Annotated in this window: 17 protein-coding genes; 5 read left to right on the plus strand and 12 right to left on the minus strand. The window is 62.3% G+C overall.

The features are described from left to right. Positions 1-20 precede the first annotated feature (20 nt). On the plus strand, positions 21-344 hold the full coding sequence (locus tag FHX11_RS12065; RefSeq protein WP_184357863.1) for a MoaF N-terminal domain-containing protein: 324 nt from the start codon (positions 21-23) through the stop codon (positions 342-344). Between the two features lie 10 nt (positions 345-354). Here the strand turns inward: FHX11_RS12065 and FHX11_RS12070 are convergent, their stop codons facing one another. The 6 genes from FHX11_RS12070 to FHX11_RS12095 form a co-directional block, all read right to left on the minus strand. Further along, a complete protein-coding gene (locus FHX11_RS12070; protein WP_184357864.1) occupies positions 355-1,851 on the minus strand; it encodes an amidase family protein in 1,497 nt (498 codons plus the stop codon). Positions 1,852-1,888: 37 nt separating this feature from the next. After that, positions 1,889-3,274 (minus strand): M20 family metallopeptidase, encoded by a 1,386-nt coding sequence (locus FHX11_RS12075; RefSeq protein ID WP_184357865.1) that lies wholly within the window; start codon positions 3,272-3,274, stop codon positions 1,889-1,891. A 4-nt stretch (positions 3,275-3,278) separates the two neighbouring features. After that, positions 3,279-4,934 (minus strand): ABC transporter ATP-binding protein, encoded by a 1,656-nt coding sequence (locus FHX11_RS12080; protein WP_184357866.1) that lies wholly within the window; start codon positions 4,932-4,934, stop codon positions 3,279-3,281. Beyond that, positions 4,934-5,833 carry an ABC transporter permease gene (locus FHX11_RS12085; RefSeq protein WP_184357867.1) on the minus strand — a complete coding sequence of 300 codons (900 nt, stop codon included), beginning with the start codon at positions 5,831-5,833 and terminating at the stop codon, positions 4,934-4,936. The genes FHX11_RS12080 and FHX11_RS12085 overlap by 1 nt, the downstream gene beginning before the upstream one ends. 1 nt (position 5,834) lies before the next feature. Further along, entirely contained in the window at positions 5,835-6,752 is a 918-nt protein-coding gene (locus tag FHX11_RS12090) for an ABC transporter permease (protein ID WP_184357868.1), read from the minus strand. A 104-nt stretch (positions 6,753-6,856) separates the two neighbouring features. Next, positions 6,857-8,368: an ABC transporter substrate-binding protein gene (locus FHX11_RS12095; RefSeq protein WP_184357869.1), complete on the minus strand. Its 1,512-nt coding sequence runs from the start codon at positions 8,366-8,368 to the stop codon at positions 6,857-6,859. A gap of 172 nt (positions 8,369-8,540) precedes the next feature. Here FHX11_RS12095 and FHX11_RS12100 point away from each other — a divergent pair, with 172 nt between their 5' ends. Beyond that, entirely contained in the window at positions 8,541-9,221 is a 681-nt protein-coding gene (locus tag FHX11_RS12100; RefSeq protein ID WP_184357870.1) for a GntR family transcriptional regulator, read from the plus strand. A gap of 17 nt (positions 9,222-9,238) precedes the next feature. Here FHX11_RS12100 and FHX11_RS12105 read toward each other — a convergent pair whose 3' ends face one another. After that, positions 9,239-11,557, minus strand: coding sequence for a transketolase (locus FHX11_RS12105; protein ID WP_184358202.1), 2,319 nt, complete (start codon positions 11,555-11,557; stop codon positions 9,239-9,241). Positions 11,558-11,754: 197 nt separating this feature from the next. Continuing rightward, positions 11,755-12,768, minus strand: a complete 1,014-nt coding sequence (locus FHX11_RS12110) for a 1-aminocyclopropane-1-carboxylate deaminase (RefSeq protein ID WP_184357871.1) — start codon at positions 12,766-12,768, stop codon at positions 11,755-11,757. Between the two features lie 159 nt (positions 12,769-12,927). Here FHX11_RS12110 and FHX11_RS12115 point away from each other — a divergent pair, with 159 nt between their 5' ends. Then, positions 12,928-13,392 carry an Lrp/AsnC ligand binding domain-containing protein gene (locus FHX11_RS12115; protein WP_184357872.1) on the plus strand — a complete coding sequence of 155 codons (465 nt, stop codon included), beginning with the start codon at positions 12,928-12,930 and terminating at the stop codon, positions 13,390-13,392. A 57-nt stretch (positions 13,393-13,449) separates the two neighbouring features. Here the strand turns inward: FHX11_RS12115 and FHX11_RS12120 are convergent, their stop codons facing one another. From FHX11_RS12120 to FHX11_RS12130, 3 genes are all read right to left on the minus strand, one after another. Next, positions 13,450-14,799, minus strand: coding sequence for an SLC13 family permease (locus FHX11_RS12120; RefSeq protein ID WP_184357873.1), 1,350 nt, complete (start codon positions 14,797-14,799; stop codon positions 13,450-13,452). 109 nt (positions 14,800-14,908) lie between these two features. After that, positions 14,909-16,429: a malonyl-CoA synthase gene (locus tag FHX11_RS12125; RefSeq protein WP_184357874.1), complete on the minus strand. Its 1,521-nt coding sequence runs from the start codon at positions 16,427-16,429 to the stop codon at positions 14,909-14,911. Between the two features lie 20 nt (positions 16,430-16,449). After that, a complete protein-coding gene (locus tag FHX11_RS12130) occupies positions 16,450-17,841 on the minus strand; it encodes a malonyl-CoA decarboxylase (protein WP_184357875.1) in 1,392 nt (463 codons plus the stop codon). Between the two features lie 169 nt (positions 17,842-18,010). Here FHX11_RS12130 and FHX11_RS12135 point away from each other — a divergent pair, with 169 nt between their 5' ends. Further along, positions 18,011-18,661: a GntR family transcriptional regulator gene (locus tag FHX11_RS12135; protein WP_184357876.1), complete on the plus strand. Its 651-nt coding sequence runs from the start codon at positions 18,011-18,013 to the stop codon at positions 18,659-18,661. Positions 18,662-18,807: 146 nt separating this feature from the next. Next, entirely contained in the window at positions 18,808-19,830 is a 1,023-nt protein-coding gene (locus tag FHX11_RS12140; protein WP_184357877.1) for an LLM class flavin-dependent oxidoreductase, read from the plus strand. A gap of 15 nt (positions 19,831-19,845) precedes the next feature. Here FHX11_RS12140 and FHX11_RS12145 read toward each other — a convergent pair whose 3' ends face one another. Next, positions 19,846-20,631 (minus strand): class I SAM-dependent methyltransferase, encoded by a 786-nt coding sequence (locus FHX11_RS12145; protein WP_184357878.1) that lies wholly within the window; start codon positions 20,629-20,631, stop codon positions 19,846-19,848. Position 20,632: the final 1 nt, after the last annotated feature.

The following is a 20,632-nucleotide window of genomic DNA, read 5'->3' on the forward strand; positions in this document are numbered from 1 at the left end:
CAAATTTGGAGATGAACCTCATGAGCGACGTCGTATTTCCCGCAATCGGCCATATCTACCGGGCCGACTATGGCGAGCTCGCCTACAGGGTTGCCTTCGCGGATGACGGCAGTACGTTGCGTTGGGCCGAGGACAAGGCGGCGGATTTCGATGCCGCCGCCAAGACCGAGACCTATCAGGCCATTCCGGTCCGTCCCGGCGTCTTCATGGTGACCTGGCGGGAGGCGGATGGCACCACCGTCACCCATGTCGAAGACTTCGAGAACGGCATCCTTCATGCCGCCATCACGCTCCCCGACCATACGTTCCTGACACTACCGGGGAAATGGACACGCCTCGACTGAGGCCGGCAAGCTAAAAGCCCATGAAGCCCGGCTGATCGGCAAGCCTCGGCGCCTTTTCCAAGGCCGCTAGATCGACCTTTGGCACTCCGAACTCGGTATCATCGGCGAGGATCGCCTCGATCTCGGCCGCCACTTGCAGCACTCCGGCATCGTCATGCCGCCGGCCGACGATCTGTAGGCCAAAGGGCATGCCGAGCGTATCGCGGCCAACCGGAATGGTGATCGAGGGATGCCCCGCAAGCGTCGAGGCATAGGCCATGGCCAGCCAATGGTAATAGTTCTTGGTCGGCTTGCCGTCGATGTCCTCGGGGTAAAGCTCATGCCAGTCGCGCGGGCTGATCGTCACCGCCGGGCAGAGCACATAGTCGTGAGTCTCGAAGAACCGCTGCCAGTCCTGATAATAGCGGCCCTGCCTGACCAGCGCGTCGGCAATATCGAGCGGACCGTAGCTCAATCCTTCCTCGACATTGGCGCGGACATTGGGACCGATCTTGTCGGGATGGGCCAATAGCAATTCATGATGCTTGCCGAGGAACATCACGCCGCGCAGAACCGAGAAGATGCGATCGGCGTCGGCGCAATCCGGATGCGTCTCCTCGACTACGCCGAGATGACTGGATAGCCGTCTTGCGACACGCCGGAAGCTGTCGCGAATGACCTGTTCTGTCGGTGCGAATCCGAAATCCTCGGTGATGGCGATGCGCAGCGACGCCAGATCCGGGCAGTGCCCGCTCATGAAACGATCCGCATCCCAGGCGGTCTTCCCGTCGACCACGATCGTATAGGGATCGAGCCTGTCCGGCCGCGCCAGGACGGACAGCATCAGCGCCGTATCAGCGACAGTGCGGGCCATCGGCCCGCTGGTCGGCAGATGCATCAGCCCCATGGCGCGCGTGTCACCCGGCACCACGCCCGGCGAGGGCCGGAAGCCGACGACGCCGCAGAAGGCGGCCGGATTACGCAGGCTGCCGCCGGTATCCGATCCGGTCGCAAGCGGCGCCATCCGGCAGGCAAGCAGCACAGCCGAGCCGCCGGAGGAACCGGCGGCGCTCTTCGTCGTGTCATGCGGATTGGCGGTCGCGCCATAGACGGCGTTGCGGGTATTGCCGCCAGCGCTCCATTCCGGATTGTTGGTCTTGCCGAGCGGGATGCCCCCCGCCCCGCGCATGGCCGCGACGATCGCATCGTCCTTGACCGCGATATTGTCGCGATAGATTTCCGACCCGAAGGTGGTCGGCAGGCCCGTGACATCGATCATGTCCTTGACCCCGAACGGCAGGCCATGCAGCGGACCGAGCGCCTCGTTGCGCATCACCTTCGCTTCCGCCGATCTGGCTTCGTCCAGAACCCTGTCGAAATCCCGCGCCACCAGCGCGTTCACCGCCGGATCGAGCGTCTCGACCCGCTCGATACAGGCTTTCGCCAGCTCGACCGGAGAAAGGCTCTTGCATCCGATCAGCCGGCGTGCCTCCAAGGCTCCAAGGTCTGCGGGATTGGACTTGCTCATGACCATGCCTTTCCAGAGGCCGATTGAAATTGAGTGCCTATCGGGCTTCCGCCTTCAGGCTGACCGCGTTTTCGGCGATGTCTTGGAACAGCGCCGTCATCAGCTGCATGCCCTCGCGGGCGATCGGCACCAAGGCGTGTTCGTTCGGCCCGTGCTGGCCACATTCCGCGTGGGAATGCGGAACCCAGATCGTCGGCAGCCCGAGAATGTCGGTGAAGGCGTCATTCGGCAGCGAGCCGGCAAGATTGGGTAGGACATGCGGAGGACGGCCGGCGCTGCGGGTCAGGGATGCCTCGACGAAGCGCACCCAGGGATGATCCGGCGAGAAGCGGGTCGCCTGGAAGGCCTCGCCCCGCGCCGCCCGCACCTCGACCATCGGAAAGCCGTTCTTATCCAGATGGCGGCGAAGAGCCGGAAGGATCTCGTTTATGTCGGTGCCGACCACGAAGCGCAGCTGGCAGGTGGCTCGCGCCGACCCCGATATGGCATTCTGCGGCGCATCGATGTTGCCGGAGGACAGCGCAAGGACGGCAAAGGAATTCCAGCCGAAAACCCTTTCGCTCGGCGTCAGATCGCTCTCGCCCCAATCGGCATCATGACGGCGCGGCGGCAGGTCGCGGAGCACGGCGCGGATATCGGGCGTGAGGCTGGTCGGGCGCCATTCGGGAATCTGGATCTGGCCGCGCGCGTCGGTGATGGTCGCGATCGCCTGGGCAAGGAGGATGGCCGGGTCGGCCAGCAACCCGCCGAAATTGCCGGAATGATGATCGCCATCGCGCAGATTGACGATCAGGTTGAAGGACAGCCCCCCGCGCGAACCCATGAACATGGTGGGTGTGTCGATTGCCAGCCGTGGACCGTCCGAGGCGATCAGCACATCGGCGGCAAGCCTCTCACGATTGGCGACGAAGAACTCGCGCAGGCCGAAGGAGCCGGTTTCCTCCGCCATTTCCAGAATGATCTTGGCATTGAAGCCGAGACGGCCATTTTCGCGGATCAGCAGTTCCAGCGCCTTGATGTTGATGAGATGCTGGATCTTGTTGTCGGCCGTTCCCCGGCCATAGAGCTTGTCGCCCTCTTGCGTCAGCGTGAAGGGCTCCAGACCTTCGCGCCAGCGATGCGCCTCGCCGTTGCAGACGTCGCCATGGCCGTAGACCAGCACGGTCGGCAGGTCAGCGGCCTCGATGCGCGTGGCGATCAGCAGCGGCGCACCACCTTCGCGCGGATTGTCGAAAAGCTCGACATCGAAGCCCATGGACAACAACAGCGGCTGCATGTCCTCCTGCAGATAGGCGTAAAGATCCTCGCGCCGGCCCTCGGACTGGCTGATCGAGCGACGCGCCACGAGCTTGCCCAGATCGGCCGCCAGCCCACCGCTGTCGACATAATTGCGGGCGGCTTCGATCAATTGCACTCTGTCCATGGATTTACCTCGCAGCATCGACAGCGGCCAGCGCCGTCATATCAGGCGCTTCCCAGCCGCGGCCGGGCATGGCCGCGAGCAACTGGCGCGTATAGGGATGACGGGGATTGCCGAAAATATCGTCGACGGTCCCGTATTCCACGACCTCCCCCTTCGACATGACCAGAATATGGTCTGAAATCTCGGCGGCAACCCTCAAATCATGGGTGATGAAAACCACCGTCAGACCGACGCTCTTGCGGATGTCGGCCAGCAGTTTCAGCACATCCTTCTGCACGGAGACGTCGAGGGCGGAGACCGCCTCGTCGGCAATCAGGATTTTCGGCTCGACCATCAGCGCGCGTGCAATGGAAATACGCTGGCGCTGGCCGCCGGAAAATTGCGCGGGATAGCGCTCCAGCGCGTCCTCTTCCAAGCGGACAAGACGCAGGAGCTCCCTCGCCTTTTCCATCGCCTGCTTGCGCGGCACACCGAAATTGACAGGCCCTTCGACCAGAAGGTCGCCGATGGTCCGCCTAGGGTTGAGCGAACCATAGGGGTCCTGGAAGACGATCTGGATGAGCTTGCGGAAATCGCGCCGTCCGGTTGCCGATTTCGTATCAAGACGGGCATTGCCGACCCAGACGGAGCCCTCGTCCGGCTCGACGAGACCCATCAGGCAGCGCACCAGCGTCGTCTTGCCGGATCCCGATTCGCCGACGATGCCGAGCGTCTGGCCTTCGAGAACGGTGAAATCCGTCGACTTGACCGCATGCACCTTGCGGGCCGGACGGAAGAGCGTGCGAGCGCTCGCATAGGTCTTTTCGATGCCGGCGACGCGCAGCGCGATGGGCATGGTCCCATCGGGTTTACCCTTGCCGCTGTGCCGCTTCGGCACCGCATCGATCAGCATCCGCGTATAGGGATGGCGGGGATTGTTGAGCACCTCATCCACTGTCCCCTGCTCGACCACCACGCCCTTCTGCATGACGACGACGCGGTCGGCGATCTCCGCCACCACATCGAAATCATGGGTGACGAACAGGATGCCGGCCTTGCGGCTTTCCTTCAGCGCCTTGAACATGTCGAGGATCTGCGCCTGCGTGGTGACGTCGAGCGCCGTTGTGGGCTCATCGGCAATCAGCAGACGCGGCTCCATGGCAAGCGCCATGGCGATGACGATGCGCTGGCGCTGACCGCCGGACAATTGATGCGGATAGGCATGATAGAGCCGCTCCGGTTCCGGAAGCCGTACCTCCTTGAGCAGCGCCAGCGTGCGTTGCCGCCGCTCGGCCCTCGGCAGGCTGGTATGCGCCTTGAAGACCTCCTCGATCTGGTCTCCGACCGTATAGCAGGGATTGAGCGCGCTCATCGGTTCCTGGAAGATCATGCCCATGCGGTTGCCGCGCAAGCCGGAATGCTCGGCTTCGGACAGGGTGAGCACATCGCGCCCCTCGAAGAGGATTTCACCGCCCGAAGGCTTCAGAGCCTTCGGCAGGAGACCCATGGCGGCAAAGGAGGTGATCGACTTGCCGGAGCCGGATTCACCGACGATGCAGAGGATCTCCTTCTCGCGGATATCGAGCGACAGGTTGCTCACGGCATGCGGGCGGTCGCCTCCCGACGGCAGGTCGATGGTCAGGTTGCGGATCGAAAGAACGGTTTCGACGGGCTTCGTCATCAGTTTCTGCCCTCCGGCGCGGTGATATCGCGGATGCCATCACCCAGCATGTTGATGGCAAAGACCAGCAGGAACAGGGCGATGCCCGGAATGGTGATCAGCCAGCTTTCGAACAGCAGCATTTCCTTGCCCTCGGAAATCATCAGCCCCCAGGAGGGGGTTGGCGGCTGCACGCCGAGGCCCAAGAAGGACAGAGCCGCCTCCAGAATGATGGCATGCGCCATTTCCAGCGTGACGATGACGATCAGCGCATTCATCACGTTCGGCAGCACATCCTTGAAGAGGATGCGCGGCAGGCTGGCGCCCAGCACCTCGGCGGCTGCGATATAGTCCGCCTGGCGCACCTGCATGGTGGCGCTTCTGAGCACCACGGCGAAACGGTCCCAGAGCAAGAGGCCGAGGATCAGCACGACCACGGTCAGCGATCCCCCGAATATCGCCACGACCGCAAGCGCCACCAGCGTCGCCGGAAGGGCGAGGCGCACGGAAAGGATGAACATGACGACGGCATCCACCTTGCCGCCGAAATAGCCGCCGAGAACGCCGAGCGTGGTGCCGATCAGCGCGGAGATGATTGCCGCGGTGAAACCGATCAGTAGGGAAACGCGAGCGCCGTAGATCAGCCGGGAGAGATAATCACGGCCGAGCGCATCGGTGCCCAGCACATGGTTCCAGTCGCCGCCGAGGAAGACCGGCGGAACCAGTCGTGCCAGCAGATCCTGTTTGTAGGGATCGTGAGGGGCAATCAGCGGCGCAAACAGCGCGATCAGGCCGACGGCCAGGAGGATGACGAAGCCGATCATGAAGCCACGATGCCGCAGGATTTTGCGGACGAGCGCCCTGGATGGCGCCGCGGCGGCGGGAAGAATGGCATCGGCGGCTTGTGAAGTGTCGCTCATCTCAGGCAGTCCTCAGACGGGGATCGAGCCATGCGTTCAGGACGTCGGCCAGGAAGGTGAAGGCGATGTAGAACATCGAGAAGATCAGGATCAGCGCCTGCATGGTCGGCAGATCGTTGCGCGAAATCGATTCCCAGGCGAGGAACCCTGCCCCATGCAGCGCGAAGATCGTCTCGACCACCACCGAGCCGCTGAACATGAAGCCCAGCTGCACGGCCGCCAGGCTGACCACCGGGATGATGGCGTTGCGCAGCGCATGCTTGAACAGCACCTGCCGTGGCTTCAGCCCCTTGGCCTTGGCGGTGCGGATATAATCGGATGACAGAACCTCCAGCATGCCGGCGCGGGTCAGCCGCATGATGGCCGGCGTCGCATAATAGCCGAGCACGACGGTCGGCAGGATATAGCCGGTCCAATCAGCAGTTCCGGAAGCCGGCACCAGGCCGAGATTGACGGAAAAGATCACGATGAGGATCAGGCCGAACCAGAAACTCGGGATCGCCTGCCCGACGACCGCGACGCCAAGCGCCAGACGATCGATGATGGTGTTCGGAAAGGCTGCCGCAAGAACTCCCATCGGGATTGCGACCAGCAGCGCGAAACCCATGCCGAGACAGCCGATCGTCATGGTCACGGGCAATCGCTCGATGATCATGCCGGAAACCGGGGTCTTGAAATAGTAACTCACGCCGAAATCGCCGGTCAGCGCCCGCATCAACCAATCGAAATACTGCACCATCAGCGGTTGATCGAAGCCATATTGGCTGCGGATCGCCGCAATCACGTCGGCTGGCGCGCTGTCGCCGGCAATTGCGATGGCCGGATCGCCTGCCATGAACAGGAGAATGAAACTGATGAAGGACACTGTCAGCGCCACCAGCGCCGCCATGCCGATTTTGGTCAGGACGAATTTCAGCATCGTATTCCCTCAAGCAAGAGGCGCGACGCGGCCATAGCCTCGTCACACTGGAACACGTCGGTCGATCCGCCGGCCTGTGGCGGACCGACCGACCCATGCGCATGTCATTTCCAACCGATCTCGTTGAAACGAACCAACTCATCCGGCGTGGGCGTAAAGGAGACGTCCTTGTTCATGACGTAGTTGGTGGAATAGTTCCAAAGCGGCACCCAGTAGGCCTTGCCGGCGATCTCTGAAAGCGCCTGCTTGTAGAGGGTCTTGCGCTCGGCGGTGTCGATGGAGGCGTCGGCCTTCTCCAGCAGCTCGGCGAGACTCTTGTCGCGGGCATCGTCTTCACCGCCCAGGGTGAAGAATTCGCTGGTAATGGCCGAGGCATCGGCGATCGAATTGGAACCCCATGTCAGGAAGGACATCGGCACGCCTTCCTTGATGCGCTTTTCGCGCAGCGCCGCATATTGCAGATATTTGAGATTGGCCTTGATGCCGACATCGGCGAGCATGCCGATCATCGCCTCCGCCAGCGGACGATCACGATAGGCGTAGAGATCGATCTCGAAGCCGTTCGGATAGCCTGCTTCCGCCAGCAGTGCCTTGGCCTTTGCCGGATCATAGGCATAGGTGGCGACATCGGTCGCGCAGCCGAACTGACTGGGCGAGCAGGCGCTGTTGATGACTTCAGTCGTGCCCTTCATGAGCGCCTTGACGATCCCTTCGCGGTTGATCGCATGGTAGACCGCCTGTCGGACCCGCACATCTGTCATCGGGTTCTTGGCCCCGCTGCGTCCGGCGGCATCGAGCGAAAGATAGCCGACCCGCATCGTCGGCGCGTTGATCACCTGGAAATTGCCGCGGCTGGCCAGCTTGTCGGCCTGGTCGGAAGGCACCTGCCAGACGAGATCGATCGTGCCGTTGAAGAGTTCCGCCATCTGCGTGTTGATGTCGGGGATCGTGCGGATATCGATGGTCTCGACCTTGGCCTTCGGCTTGGCGGCGGCGAAATAATCATCGTTGCGCTTCAGGACGTAATGCTTGCCGGGCTCGACGCTGACGACCTTGTAGGGGCCGGTTCCGATCGGCTTGGTCGCAACGCCGTCCGGGCCGACCGCCGCATAATATTCGTTCGGATGAATGATGACAGGACCGGCGAGATATTCGAGTGCGGCCGGGAACGGCCCGTTGGTGAGGATGCGGACCTTGAACTGGTCGATCTTCTCGACATGCTTGATCCAGCCGGTGGCGACCTTGTTCTTGGCGCCGTTCTTCGGATCGACCATGTAATTCAGCGTATAGACGACGTCATCCGCATCGAAGGGCTCGCCATTATGGAACTTCACGCCCTGGCGCAGCGTCAGCTCCAGCGTGGTCGGGTCCACCCAGGACCAGCTGGTCGCGAGATTGCCGACATATTCGCCGGTTTGCGGATTACGGTAAAGCAAGCCGTCCCAGACGGCATTTCCGAGCAGCACGCCCTCGCGCGCCGTATTGAAGTAAGGATCGATATGCTCGAGCTCCTTTGAAAAGGCGATCGAGATCGTATCGTCCGCCTTGCCGGCATAAGCGGCAGTACCGACGAGACATGGCAAAAACAACGCAGCAGCGATGGCGGCTAACTTCATAGGAATCCCCTGTTTTGCCTATTTATTAGGCATTTTTATATGATGCCTACAGTATACCCCGTCTTTCAATATTGTATACAAAAATTTGAGATTGAGCGCATAAAACTATTTATGCATACAAAATCTTGCTATGCGCGATCTTAAGACCCATAATGTGATCGGAGAGATCACCGTGACCCAAATCAGGCCGTCCGCGGCGGACATGCTTTACGAGCGCATCGAAACCCTGATCGCCGAGGGTTTTTTCAAGGATGGCGAGCGCCTGGACGAGGTTCGCCTTGCCGGCGATTTCGGCGTGTCGCGTACACCGCTTCGCGAGGCGCTGCGCCTGCTGTCGGCGAGTGGGCTGGTCGAGCTCATCCCCAACCGCGGCGCCTTCGTGCGCCAGCCGGATTTCACGCGCCTCGTGGAGATGTTCGAAGTCATGGCGGAGGTCGAGGCCTGGTGCGCGCGGCTTGCGGCGGGACGCATCACCAAGGCGCAGATTCTGATGCTGCGCCAGAAGGCGTCCGCCTGCGAGGCAGCGCTGCAGCTGCAGGATTACGGACGCTATTACGCGGAGAATGCCGCGTTTCACAACATGATCTACGATGCCTCGGGCAACGGCTTCCTGGCTGAAGAGGCGCGCAATCTGCAACGGCGCCTGAAGCCGTTTCGCAAGGCTCAGCTTTCCTTCGGCGACCGCCTCTCCCAATCGATGAGCGAGCACCGCGAGATCCTGCTGGCGCTCGAGGCCGCCGATGTCGCGCGGGCGGAAAGCGTGATGCGCGAGCATATCCGGGTACAGGGCGACATCTACGAGGAATACCGCCTGTCGATCAACGCGACGGCAGGTTCCCGCGCCGATGCTTAGCGCCCCACGCCGCGCCCTCATGGCAGAAGCAGCAGCTCGGATATCGCCGCTCCCCTGGTCAGGCCCGAAACTGTCTTGACGATACCCGCCTTGTCGATCCCGTAGTGGCGATAGAGATCCTGGATCGTGCCGGTCTGGCCGAAATGCTCGACCCCGAGCGGAATGGTTCTGTGGCCATGCACCGCGCCAAGCCAGGCGAGACTTGCCGGATGCCCGTCGGTCACGGTGACCAGGGTACAATGCGGCGGCAGGCCGGACAGCAGGGTCTCGACATGGCCGGCGGCGCGGTCGAGGCCGCTACGTCGGGCGCGCTGTGCGGCCGTCCAGCCGGCATTCAGCCGGTCGGCGGAGGTCACGGCCAGGACGCCGATATCCCGCCGGCTCTCTCCGAGAATACCGGCCGCGGCGATGACCTCGGGCGCGATGCATCCCTGATAGGCAATGACGACATCGGCGTTGGGACCGGGCTTCTTCAGCCAGTAACCGCCGTCGATGACGCCTTGCCGGAATTGCGGATCGTGGCGCGGCAGCGGCTGCTCGATCGGCCGCGTCGTCAGCCGCAGATAGACCGACCCGCCGGTCGCATCCCGCAGCCATGTCCGCTCATCCGGCTGGCGGTCGCCGTCGCGCTGCATATAGTCGAACGACCAATCCATGACGACCGACAGTTCATCGAGAAAGGCGGGCTCGAAGCTCGCCAATCCATCCTGGCTGATGCCGATCAGCGGCGTCGCGATCGATTGATGCGCCCCACCCTCCGGCGCGAGCGTCACGCCCGACGGCGTGCCGACGATCATGAAGCGGGCATCCTGATAGCAGGCATAGTTGAGCGCATCGAGACCGCGGGAAATGAAGGGATCGTAGACCGTGCCGATCGGCAGCAGCCGCTCGCCGAACAGCGAATGCGACAGGCCGGCGGCGGACAGCAGCAGGAAGAGGTTCATCTCGGCAATGCCGAGCTCGATATGCTGACCCTCCGGCGAAAACCGCCATTTCTGCGCCGATGGCACCCGCTCGTCGCGGAAGGTGTCGGCCTGCATATCCCGCGCGAACAGGCCCCGGCGATTGACCCAGGGGCCGAGATTGGTCGAGACTGTGACGTCCGGCGCCGTGGTGACGATGCGGGCCGCCAGCTCGGTCTGCGATTTCGCCATCAGATCGAGGATCTTGCCGAAGCCCGCCTGGGTCGAAAGCACCCGGTCCTCGAGCATGACGGGACCGTCCGTGGCGATCCGGGCCGCCGGATAGCGACGCGGGCCATTTTGGAAAAACGGCACCTGCGCCAGAAAATCCCGAATGCCTTTCGGGTCCGCGATGGTCGAATAAGGGTCCCATTCCGTGGACGGCCTGACCTTCATCGCCGCCTGGAATTCTTCCATCTGCGCCGATGTCATCAACCCGGCATGATTGTCCTTGTGGCCGGCGAGCGGCGTACCCCAGCCCTTGATCGTATAGGCCAGGAAAACGGTCGGACGATCATGATCGACGGCGTCGAAGGCCTGAGTCAGCGTTTCCAGGCAATGGCCGCCGAGATTGTTCATCAGCTCCGCCAGCTCCTGGTCCGAGCGCCGCTCGATCAGGGCCGTCACATCGCCCTGATCGCCGATCTCATCGAGAAGACGGCGCCGCCAGGCACCACCACCCTGATAGGTGAGCGCGGCATAGAGCTGGTTCGGGCAGGTATCGATCCAGTCCCGCAACCTCGTCCCGCCCGGCTCGGCGAAAGCCGCCCGCTGCAATGCGCCATGCTTGACGATGACCACATCCCAGCGGAATGCCGTGAAGATCGCCTCGATGCGCTGCCACAGCCCCTCGCGCACCACGCCGTCGAGGCTCTGCCTGTTATAGTCGATGACCCACCAGGTGTTGCGCAGGTCGTGCTTCCAGCCTTCCTGCAGGCATTCGTAGATATTGCCTTCGTCCAGCTCCGCATCGCCGACCAGCGCGATCATCCGGCCTTCGGGACGCTTCTGCGCCCAGGGCTTGGCGGCAAGATAATCCTGGACGATGGAGGCGAAGGCCGTAACCGCAACGCCGAGGCCGACGGAACCGGTGGAGAAATCGACGTCATCGACATCCTTGGTCCGGCTCGGATAGGACTGCGCGCCGCCGAAGCCACGGAAATTTTCGAGCTTCTCGCGGCTCTGGTTGCCCATGAGATACTGGATCGCATGGAACACCGGCGAGGCATGCGGCTTGACCGCGATACGGTCTTCCGGCCGCAGGACATGGAAATAAAGCGCCGTCATGATCGAGGCCATGGAGGCGGAGGAGGCCTGATGGCCGCCCACCTTCACCTCGCCTTTCGGCCGCAGATGATTGGCGTTGTGGATCATCCAGCAGGATAGCCAGAGGATCTGCCGTTCGATGGATTTCAGCTGTCCGATATCAGTGCTTGCCACGACCGTCCCCCAGTCTTGCGCTTGCGTTCGCCCGAACTCCCCGGCTGCTTATCGCTTTGCTCTGGGGACCTTCCGTCATGCCCGCGCTTTCCGGCCGGCCCTTGCCGGCCGGAAAGACGAATGCCGCCGCCCTAGCCGTTGCGGAAGGTATAGGCGTAACCGTTGATCGCCGGCGCGCCGCCGAGATGTGCGTAGAGCACCTTCGATCCCTCCGGGAAGTAACCCTTCTTCACCAGGTCGATCATGCCCTGCATGGATTTCCCCTCATAGACCGGATCGGTGATCATGCCTTCGAGGCGCGCGCAAAGCCGGATGGCCTCCTTGGTCTCGTCCGACGGCACACCGTAGACGGGATAGGCGTAATCCTCGATCAGCACGATATCGTCGGATGAGAGCTCCCGGCCGAGCTCGACCAGCTCGGCGGTGCGCCGCGCGATCTCCAGCACCTGCGCCTTGGTCTGGGCGGGCGTAAAGGAGGCGTCGATGCCGATGACCTGGCGTTCGCGGCCGTCCTTGGCGAAGCCGACGGTCATGCCGGCATGGGTGGACCCGGTCACCGTGCAGACGACGATATAGTCGAACTTGAAGCCAAGCTCCTCTTCCTGGGCGCGGACCTCTTCGGCGAAACCGACATAACCGAGCCCACCATATTTATGCACCGAAGCACCGGCCGGGATCGGATAGGGCTTGCCACCCTTGGCCTTCACATCCTCGATCGCGTCTTCCCAGCTCTGGCGGATGCCGATGTCGAAGCCTTCGTCGACCATCTGCACATCCGCGCCCATGATGCGGCTCAAGAGAATGTTGCCGACGCGGTCATAGACGGCATCCTCGTGCGGAACCCAGCTTTCCTGCACCAGCCGGCACTTGAAGCCGATCTTGGCGGCGACGGCCGCGATCATGCGCGTATGGTTGGACTGGACCCCGCCGATCGACACCAGCGTATCGGCGTTGGAAGCGATCGCATCGGGAATGATATATTCCAGCTTGCGCAGCTTGTTGCCCCCGAAGGCCAGCCCGGAATTGCAGTCCTCGCGCTTGGCGTAAAGCTCGACCTTGCCGCCGAGATGATCGGAAAGCCGCTCCAGCTTCTCGATATGAGTCGGACCGAATGTGAGCGGATAGCGCTCGAATTTCTCCAGCATGAATTCCCCTTCAGCTTGTCGTGATACCGGGAAGACGCTAACATCACTTGGATGAAAGGTGCTCTCAAAGATGAAGCGTGAATTATTTTATTTTGGCGCATTATCGTAGAATATAGATGCTTTCATCCGCCATTATCTCTCCTTTCGGAAGATTCTTTCATGCAGAGTGAATTGGACCGTATCGACCTGAAAATGCTGCGTCTGCTGCAGAAGAACGGCCGGCTGAGCAATGCCGAACTCGCCCAGCTCGTCGATGTCAGCCCGGCGACCTGCCATCGCCGCACGCAGCGTCTGTTCGAGGAAGGCTATATCAAAACGGTGCGGGCGATGATCGAGCCGCAGAAGGTCGGGCGCGGCGCGCTCGTCATGGTCGGCGTGGTGCTCGACCGTTCGACGCCGGAAAGTTTCGCGACATTCGAGAAAGCGGTCGCCAAGCTGAACTTCGTTCTCGACTGCAACCTCGTCGCCGGCGATTTCGATTATTTCCTGAAGATCCGCGTCGGCGACATGGCCGATTTCAACCGCATTCACGGCACGCAGCTCATTGCCCTGCCCGGCGTGCGGCAAACCCGCACCTTCTTCGTGATGAAGGAAGTCGTCGACAACGCGCTGCTGGATTTCTAGCAAAGCGGCGCCGGCCGCGCATTCGCGCGACCGGCTTTCTCATTCTATTCCCGTCGCTCAGACGAGGCCGGGAACGATCAGGACAAGCCAGGCGACGACGGGTCCGATAAGCGCGATCAGGGCGCTGTAGATCAGGAGGATTTTCAGCACGCTGTCGCGCTCGCTCTCCTGCGCATTGGCGACGACGAGCGCGCCGTTGGTCGAGAACGGGCTTGTATCGACGATGGTGGTCGAGATGGCGATGGCCGCGACCACGCCGACGGCGCTGATATGCCCCTGCAGCAGGAACGGCACCGCCAAGGGAATGATGGCGCCGAGAAGCGCGGTCGACGAGGCGAAGGCGGAGACGATGGCGCCGGTGAAGCAGAGAAGCAGCGCCACCAGCAGCGGCATTCCAAGGCTTGAAATGCCATGCGCGACGTAATCGATCGTGCCGATCTTCTCCATGACGCCGACATAGGTGATGATGCCGGCGATCAGCAGCACGGTCGACCAGCTCACCTTGTCGATCGCCGCCTTCTGCGTCTTCGGCGACAGCAGCGCCAGCGCAACGGCCACGGTGATCGCCACCAGGCCGACATTGAACTTGAAGACCAAGGCTCCCACCGCCAGAGCCGTCAGACCGACCAGCGTCATCAGGCGCTCCGCCGAAAGACCGGCGAGCGCCGGCTCCTCCTCGGCTTCCGCCTCGAAGACATGATGGCTGATGGGGGCTGCGCGCGTGCCGCCATGGCCGACAATGGCTCGCGTCACGCCTTCGGGATGCAATTCCGGCAGCGGACCGGAAACCGCAGCCTGCTTACGCATGATCTTCGATCCGCCGAAGATGAAGAAGACCAGAACGGCGATGGCGAGGTTGAAGAAGAAGCTCGACAGGAACAGCGAGGTCGGCGCGAAGGGCAGCCCCGCTTTCTGAACGATCTGGTTGGTGATGCCGCCATAGACGCTGATCGGCGAGAAGCCGCCCGCCTGTGCGCCATGGATGACCATCAATCCCATCATGACGGGACTGATGCGATACTGGAACGCGAAGCCGAGGGCGACAGGCGCGAGAATGGCGACGGCCGCCGGCCCCAGCGCGCCGAAACCGGTGATGATGGCCGCGACGAGGAAAATGACCCAGGGAATCCAGGCGACGTGTCCCCTCACCAGCTTCACCGCGCCCTCGACCAGCCAATCGATAGTGCCGTTGATCTGGGCGATCGCGAAAAGATAAGTGACGCCCACCAGCGTCAGGAAGAGGTCGCTTGGAAAGCCCGCGAAAATATCGGCGGCCTTCATGCTCATAACGAGTGAGCCGATCAGGAAGGCGCAGGCAAAGGCGAGCGCACCCATGTTGATCGGCTGGATCGTGGCGATGACGAACATGCCGGCAAGCAGCACGATCGACAGGATCTGAATATTCATAAAATCCTCCCTCCGGAAACGCCCTCAGGGCGCCGGTCCTCAATTCCACCCATGTTCGGTCAATCCGCGCCGCTCTCTCCCAAGCTCGAGCGCGGAACGTATCAGCCTCTCAGGAGGCGTTCTTGTAGAGATCCTTGAATTGATCGCGCAGCAGGTTCTTCTGCACCTTGCCCATCGTGTTGCGCGGCAATTCCTCGGTGAAAATCACCCGTTTCGGCTGCTTGTAGCGGGCAAGTCTGCTCTGCAGCGCGTCGAGCACGGCCTTTTCGTCCAGAGAAGCGCCGCGCGCCAGGACGACCACCGCCGTCACACCCTCGCCGAAATCGGGATGGGCGACGCCGATCACCGCGCTTTCGACCACGCCCTCCAGCAGGTCGATCTCGTTTTCGACCTCCTTGGGATAGATGTTGTAGCCGCCGGAAATCACGAGATCCTTGCCGCGGCCGACGATGTGGACGTAGCCATCAGCATCGATCTTGCCGAGATCGCCGCTGATGAAATAGCCGTCCTGCGTGAATTCGGCGGCCGTCTTTTCCGGCATGCGCCAATAGCCCTTGAAGACATTCGGACCCTTGATCTCGATCATGCCGGTCTCGCCGGCCGCAAGCGGTGTGCCGGTGGCGGGATCGGCGATCCGCACGGTGACGCCCGGAAGCGGGAAACCGACCGTGCCGGCCCTGCGCTCGCCATCATAGGGATTGGAGGTGTTCATATTGGTCTCGGTCATGCCGTAGCGCTCGAGAATGGCATGGCCGGTGCGCTGCCGGAACGAGACATGCGTTTCCGTCAAAAGCGGCGCCGAGCCGGAGATGAACAGCCGCATATTGGCGACGGTCTCGCGGCTCAAGCCCGGGTGCTGCAGCAGACGCACATAGAAGGTCGGCACCCCCATCATCAGCGTCGCACGCGGCATCAGGGACAGGATCTCGTCGGGATCGAACTTCGGCAGCAGGAACATCGATGCGCCGGCGACCAGCGTGACGTTCGTCGCCACGAAGAGGCCGTGCGTATGAAAGATCGGCAAAGCATGGATCAGCCGGTCGGCCGACGTCACCCGCCAGTATTCGCGCAGCGAAAGCGCATTCGAGAGGAGATTGTCATGCGTGAGCATGGCGCCCTTGGAGCGCCCGGTGGTACCGGACGTATAGAGGATCGCGGCGAGATCGTCAGGGGCGCGGGCGGCGTCGATGAAATCGGCCTCCTCCTCCCGCGCAAGATCCGTCAGCGATCCCTCGCCGTTCGCATCGAGCGTTTCGACGATCGCGCCGTAGCGCTCGGCGATCGTCTGCACATCTGCGCGCATTTTCGGCGAAACGACCACCAGTTTCGGCTCGGCATCGCCGATGAAATAATCGAGTTCGGCCAGCGTATAGGCCGTATTCAGCGGCAGATAGACCGCGCCGCAGCGCAGGCAGGCGAGATAGAGCATCAGGGCCTGCGGGCTCTTCTCGACCTGAACGGCGACACGGTCCCCGGGGCGAACGCCCAGCGCATCGATCGCGCTGGCGAGCTGCCCGGACAGACGCAGCGCATCCTGATAGGTCAGACGCTGACCGCCGGCCGTCTCGATGAATGTCGCGTCGCCGGATGGCGCGGATGCGCGAATGGCGTCGAACAGGTGATTGCTCATAGTCCCTCCCAAATGGCTGCTCAGCTCTTTTGCATTTCGGCCTGGCGGCGACGGACCGCGGGCGCGGCACCGGTATCGACCGTACCGATCTCGGCCAGCTTGCGCACCTCCGGCGATGCCGCGACTTCGCCGTGCTGCGCAAGCGCTTCGTGGTTTTTCTCGATATCGTCAAGCTTGTAGAGATAGTTGACCATCAGGCCGTGGGACTGGCGCATCGCCTTGCGGGAGCGGTCGGCCAGGAAGTTCAGCTGTTCCAGACGGGCGCCATTGCCCAGATGGAAACGGGCCACCGGATCGATCGGCCGCTTGCCGTCGCCCTGTTCACGGACGAAATAGCGCGCGGCAAGCGGCAGCAGCACGGCCTTGACCGCCTGCGATCGTTCCGGATCGTCGGCCCAGTCCGGTTCGTCAAGCAAAGCCAGGGTTTGCCGCGTCTCTTCGCTAAGGCCGGCATCGGCCTTACGCAGCTTCGACAGCCAGGCGGCGAAGCCCGGAACCGGCGACAGGGTGACGAATGATTTCAGACCCGGCTGGTCGCGGCGCAAATCCTCGACCACCTGCTTGATCAGGAAGTTTCCGAAGGAAATGCCGCGCAGTCCCTCCTGGCAATTGGAGATGGAATAGAAGACCGCCGTCGTCGCATCCTTGGCGGCGATGGGAGAGCGGCTTTCATCCAGCACGTCGGTGATGGCGGACGGAATGGCCGTGGTCAGCGCGACCTCCACAAAGATCAGCGGCTCATCGGCAAGACGCGGATGGAAGAAGGCGAAGCAACGCCGATCCGGCGGCACCAGCCTGCGCCGCAGTTCCTCCCAGCCGGCGATTTCATGCACCGCCTCGTATTTGATGATCTTCTCGAGGATATCGGCTGGCGTTGACCAATCGATCGGACGCAGCGTCAGGAAACCGCGATTGAACCAGGAGCCGAAAAGATGGGAGAAATCGGCATCGACGGCGCGGAACTGGTCCGTTCCGTCCTTCATCGCGAGCAGGCGCTCGCGCATCTCGACCAGCCTGGATGTTCCCTTGGGGGCGAGATTGAGCCTGCGAATAAGTTCCTGCCGGCGTGGCTCGGCCGCCTGATGCAACGCAATGACCGCGTCGGCACCCTTGTCATTGCGATAGCGCTCGATTGCCTTGTCGAGCTTTGCGATATCGGGACCGAATTGCTCATGCAGCATGCGCATGAAATCTTTCTGACCAGCCGCATCGAGTTCCGTCCAGCGCTGGAGAATTTCGGCGGCCAGAGCCATGCCGGATGCTTCGCCGCGGCTGGACAGCAGCATGTTGCAGAGCGTTTCGATCGTCGTTTCGGCCGCGACCGGCGCGCTGCGTGTTCCCGCCGCGAGCAGCCGGCGACCACGATCGGTGATGCTTTGCATCATATCGCTGAAGAAGGAGATGCCTGCCATGTCAGTATCCTCCTGGCGGACGGCCTCAGACCTTTTCCGGAACAACCTTAGCACACCTCCCAATTGTGTGCGGGACATCCGCTATGATAGTGTTCTTAGGTCATCTTGTGCGCAAAGTAAATATTCTTGCATACAAGAAATCAATTTTTGTATTGGGAAATGCGAAAACATGACCGAAAACGTCGTTCAGCGCCTGCGGGATCAAATCGAAAACGGCATTATTTCCAACGACTTCGCCCCCGGCGAACGGTTGGATGAAGTGCAGCTTGCCACGCGCTTTGGTGTATCGCGGACGCCAGTGCGCGAGGCGCTGATGCAGCTCAACGCCATTGGCCTGGTCGAGATCCGCCCCCGGCGCGGCGCGATCGTCATCGATCCGGGTCCGCACCGCATTTTCGAGATGTTCGAAGTCATGGCCGAAATCGAGGGCATGGCCGGCTCGCTGGCCGCACGACGGCTGACGGAGACCGATCGCGCCGCCATCCTGTCAGCACATGCCGATTGCGAGCGCTCGTCATCCGCCGGCGACAGCGACGCCTATTATTATGACAATGAGCGCTTTCACCGGGCGATCTACACGGCAAGCCACAACGAGTTCCTGACGGAACAGTGCATCGCGCTGCATCGCCGCCTGCAGCCCTACCGTCGCCTTCAATTGCGAGTGCGCAACCGGGTGGCGACATCCTTTTCCGAGCATGGCTCCATCGTGGAGGCGCTGCTCGCCGGCGATGCGGAGCGCGCGCGCACCCTGTTGCGCCAGCATGTCAGCATTCAGGGCGAGCGTTTCAGCGATCTCGTGGCGACCATGTCGCACCGGTAAGGGGGCTCGCGCCAAGACCGGGCCGTCCGCCGGTTCGCGAGAGGCAACGCGACTATCCTCGGCAACCGGACATCGCGACTATATGTTGATCTGAAATTGTGCCATGAAGGCATGACCTTTGGACCAACGTTTTGCGGTGTATGACCATGAAAAAGATCGGTTTCCTCTCGTTCGGGCACTGGACGCCCTCGCCGCAGTCGCAGACACGCTCTGCGGCCGACGCGCTTCTGCAATCCATCGATCTTGCCGTGGCCGCCGAAGAGCTCGGCGCCGACGGCGCCTATTTCCGCATACATCATTTCGCTCGTCAGCTTGCCTCGCCGTTTCCGCTGCTGGCCGCCGTCGGCGCCAAGACCAGCCGCATCGAGATCGGCACGGCGGTCATCGACATGCGCTACGAAAACCCGCTCTACATGGCGGAAGATGCGGGTGCGGCCGATCTCATCGCCGGCGGGCGCCTGCAGCTTGGCATCAGCCGGGGCTCGCCGGAACAGGTGATCGATGGATGGCGTCATTTCGGCTATGCGCCGGCCGAAGGCGAAACCGATGCCGACATGGGGAGACGGCACGCCGAGGTCCTGCTCGACGTCTTGCGCGGAGAAGGCTTCGCGCAACCGAACCCGCGGCCGATGTTTCCCAATCCTCCGGGTCTATTGCGTCTCGAACCGCATTCGGAGAGCCTGCGCGGGCGGATCTGGTGGGGCGCAGGTTCGAACGCGACGGCCGCCTGGGCCGCCAAACTCGGCATGAACCTGCAAAGCTCGACGCTCAAGGATGATGAGAGCGGGCTTCCGTTCCATGTCCAGCAGGCCGACCAGATCAGGGTCTTCCGCGAAGCATGGAAGGCGGCCGGCCACAAACGCGAGCCGCGAGTCTCCGTCAGCCGCAGCATCTTCGCGCTGGTCGACGATCGCGACCGCGCCTATTTCGGACATGGCAACCAGGGCGAGGACAAGATCGGCTTCATCGATGACAAGACGCGGGCAATTTTCGGCCGCAGCTATGCCGCCGAGCCGGATGCGCTCATCAAGGAACTGGCGCAGGACGAAGCCGTCGCCGAAGCCGATACGCTGCTCCTGACCGTTCCGAACCAGCTCGGCGTGGACTACAATGCCCATGTCATCGAAGCGATCCTGACTCATATCGCCCCGGCCCTCGGCTGGCGGTGACACCGGCCTCGGAGATCAGCCCGGCCGGCTGCAGGACAGGATGAAGCGCCGGTAGAGCAAGGTGCGCAAGCGGTTTCTGAGATCGGCCGTCCTTCGCTGGGCCGCCGCGATCGGGCGATGAGAGGCGACCTCCACTCCCTCGAAACCCGCAGCCTCGAGCAGCGGTGCGAGTTTTTCCGCGGTGAGGCCGTCGCCGAATGGCAGCCGCTCCATGATGCTCTGGTGCCGGTCGCTCATCGCTCCGTCATAATGGGGATCGATCCCGGCTATTCGATCGATCAGGCCGATGGAGAGCGAGGCAAAGCGTCCGACGAATGTCGGCTTTGCCCAGTCGCCGTCGAAGATCAGAAGCTTGCCGCCCGGCTTCAGAACCCGATGCCAATCCGAGAGCGCCTGTTCCGGTTCCGTCAATGTCCAGACGAGGTGACGGCAGACGACGGCATCATAGGCAGCGTCCGGCTCCATCGTCCGCATCGTCCGCTCGGCATCGGCGAGGATGAAACGTACGCGCTGCCGCTTCCGATGCTTGCGCCGCGCGACCGTCAGCATGACCTCGGAAAAATCCAGCGCGGTAACGTCATGCCCAAGCGAAAGCAGCACATTGGTCACCTCCCCCGTGCCGCAGGCAAGTTCCAATATCTTCAAAGGCTTGTCACCAAGACTTGTCGTAATGGCAGAGACCCAGGCATTGAGCTCCGGCCCCGGCGGAATGCGATGACCGAAGGCAAGATCGAAGGTTTCCGAGCGTTTCGACCAATAATCGCGAATGTCTTCCTTGAGGTGATGGTTGCGGCCAAGCATG

Source organism: Rhizobium sp. BK602, from assembly GCF_014195095.1.
Lineage (GTDB): Bacteria > Pseudomonadota > Alphaproteobacteria > Rhizobiales > Rhizobiaceae > Rhizobium.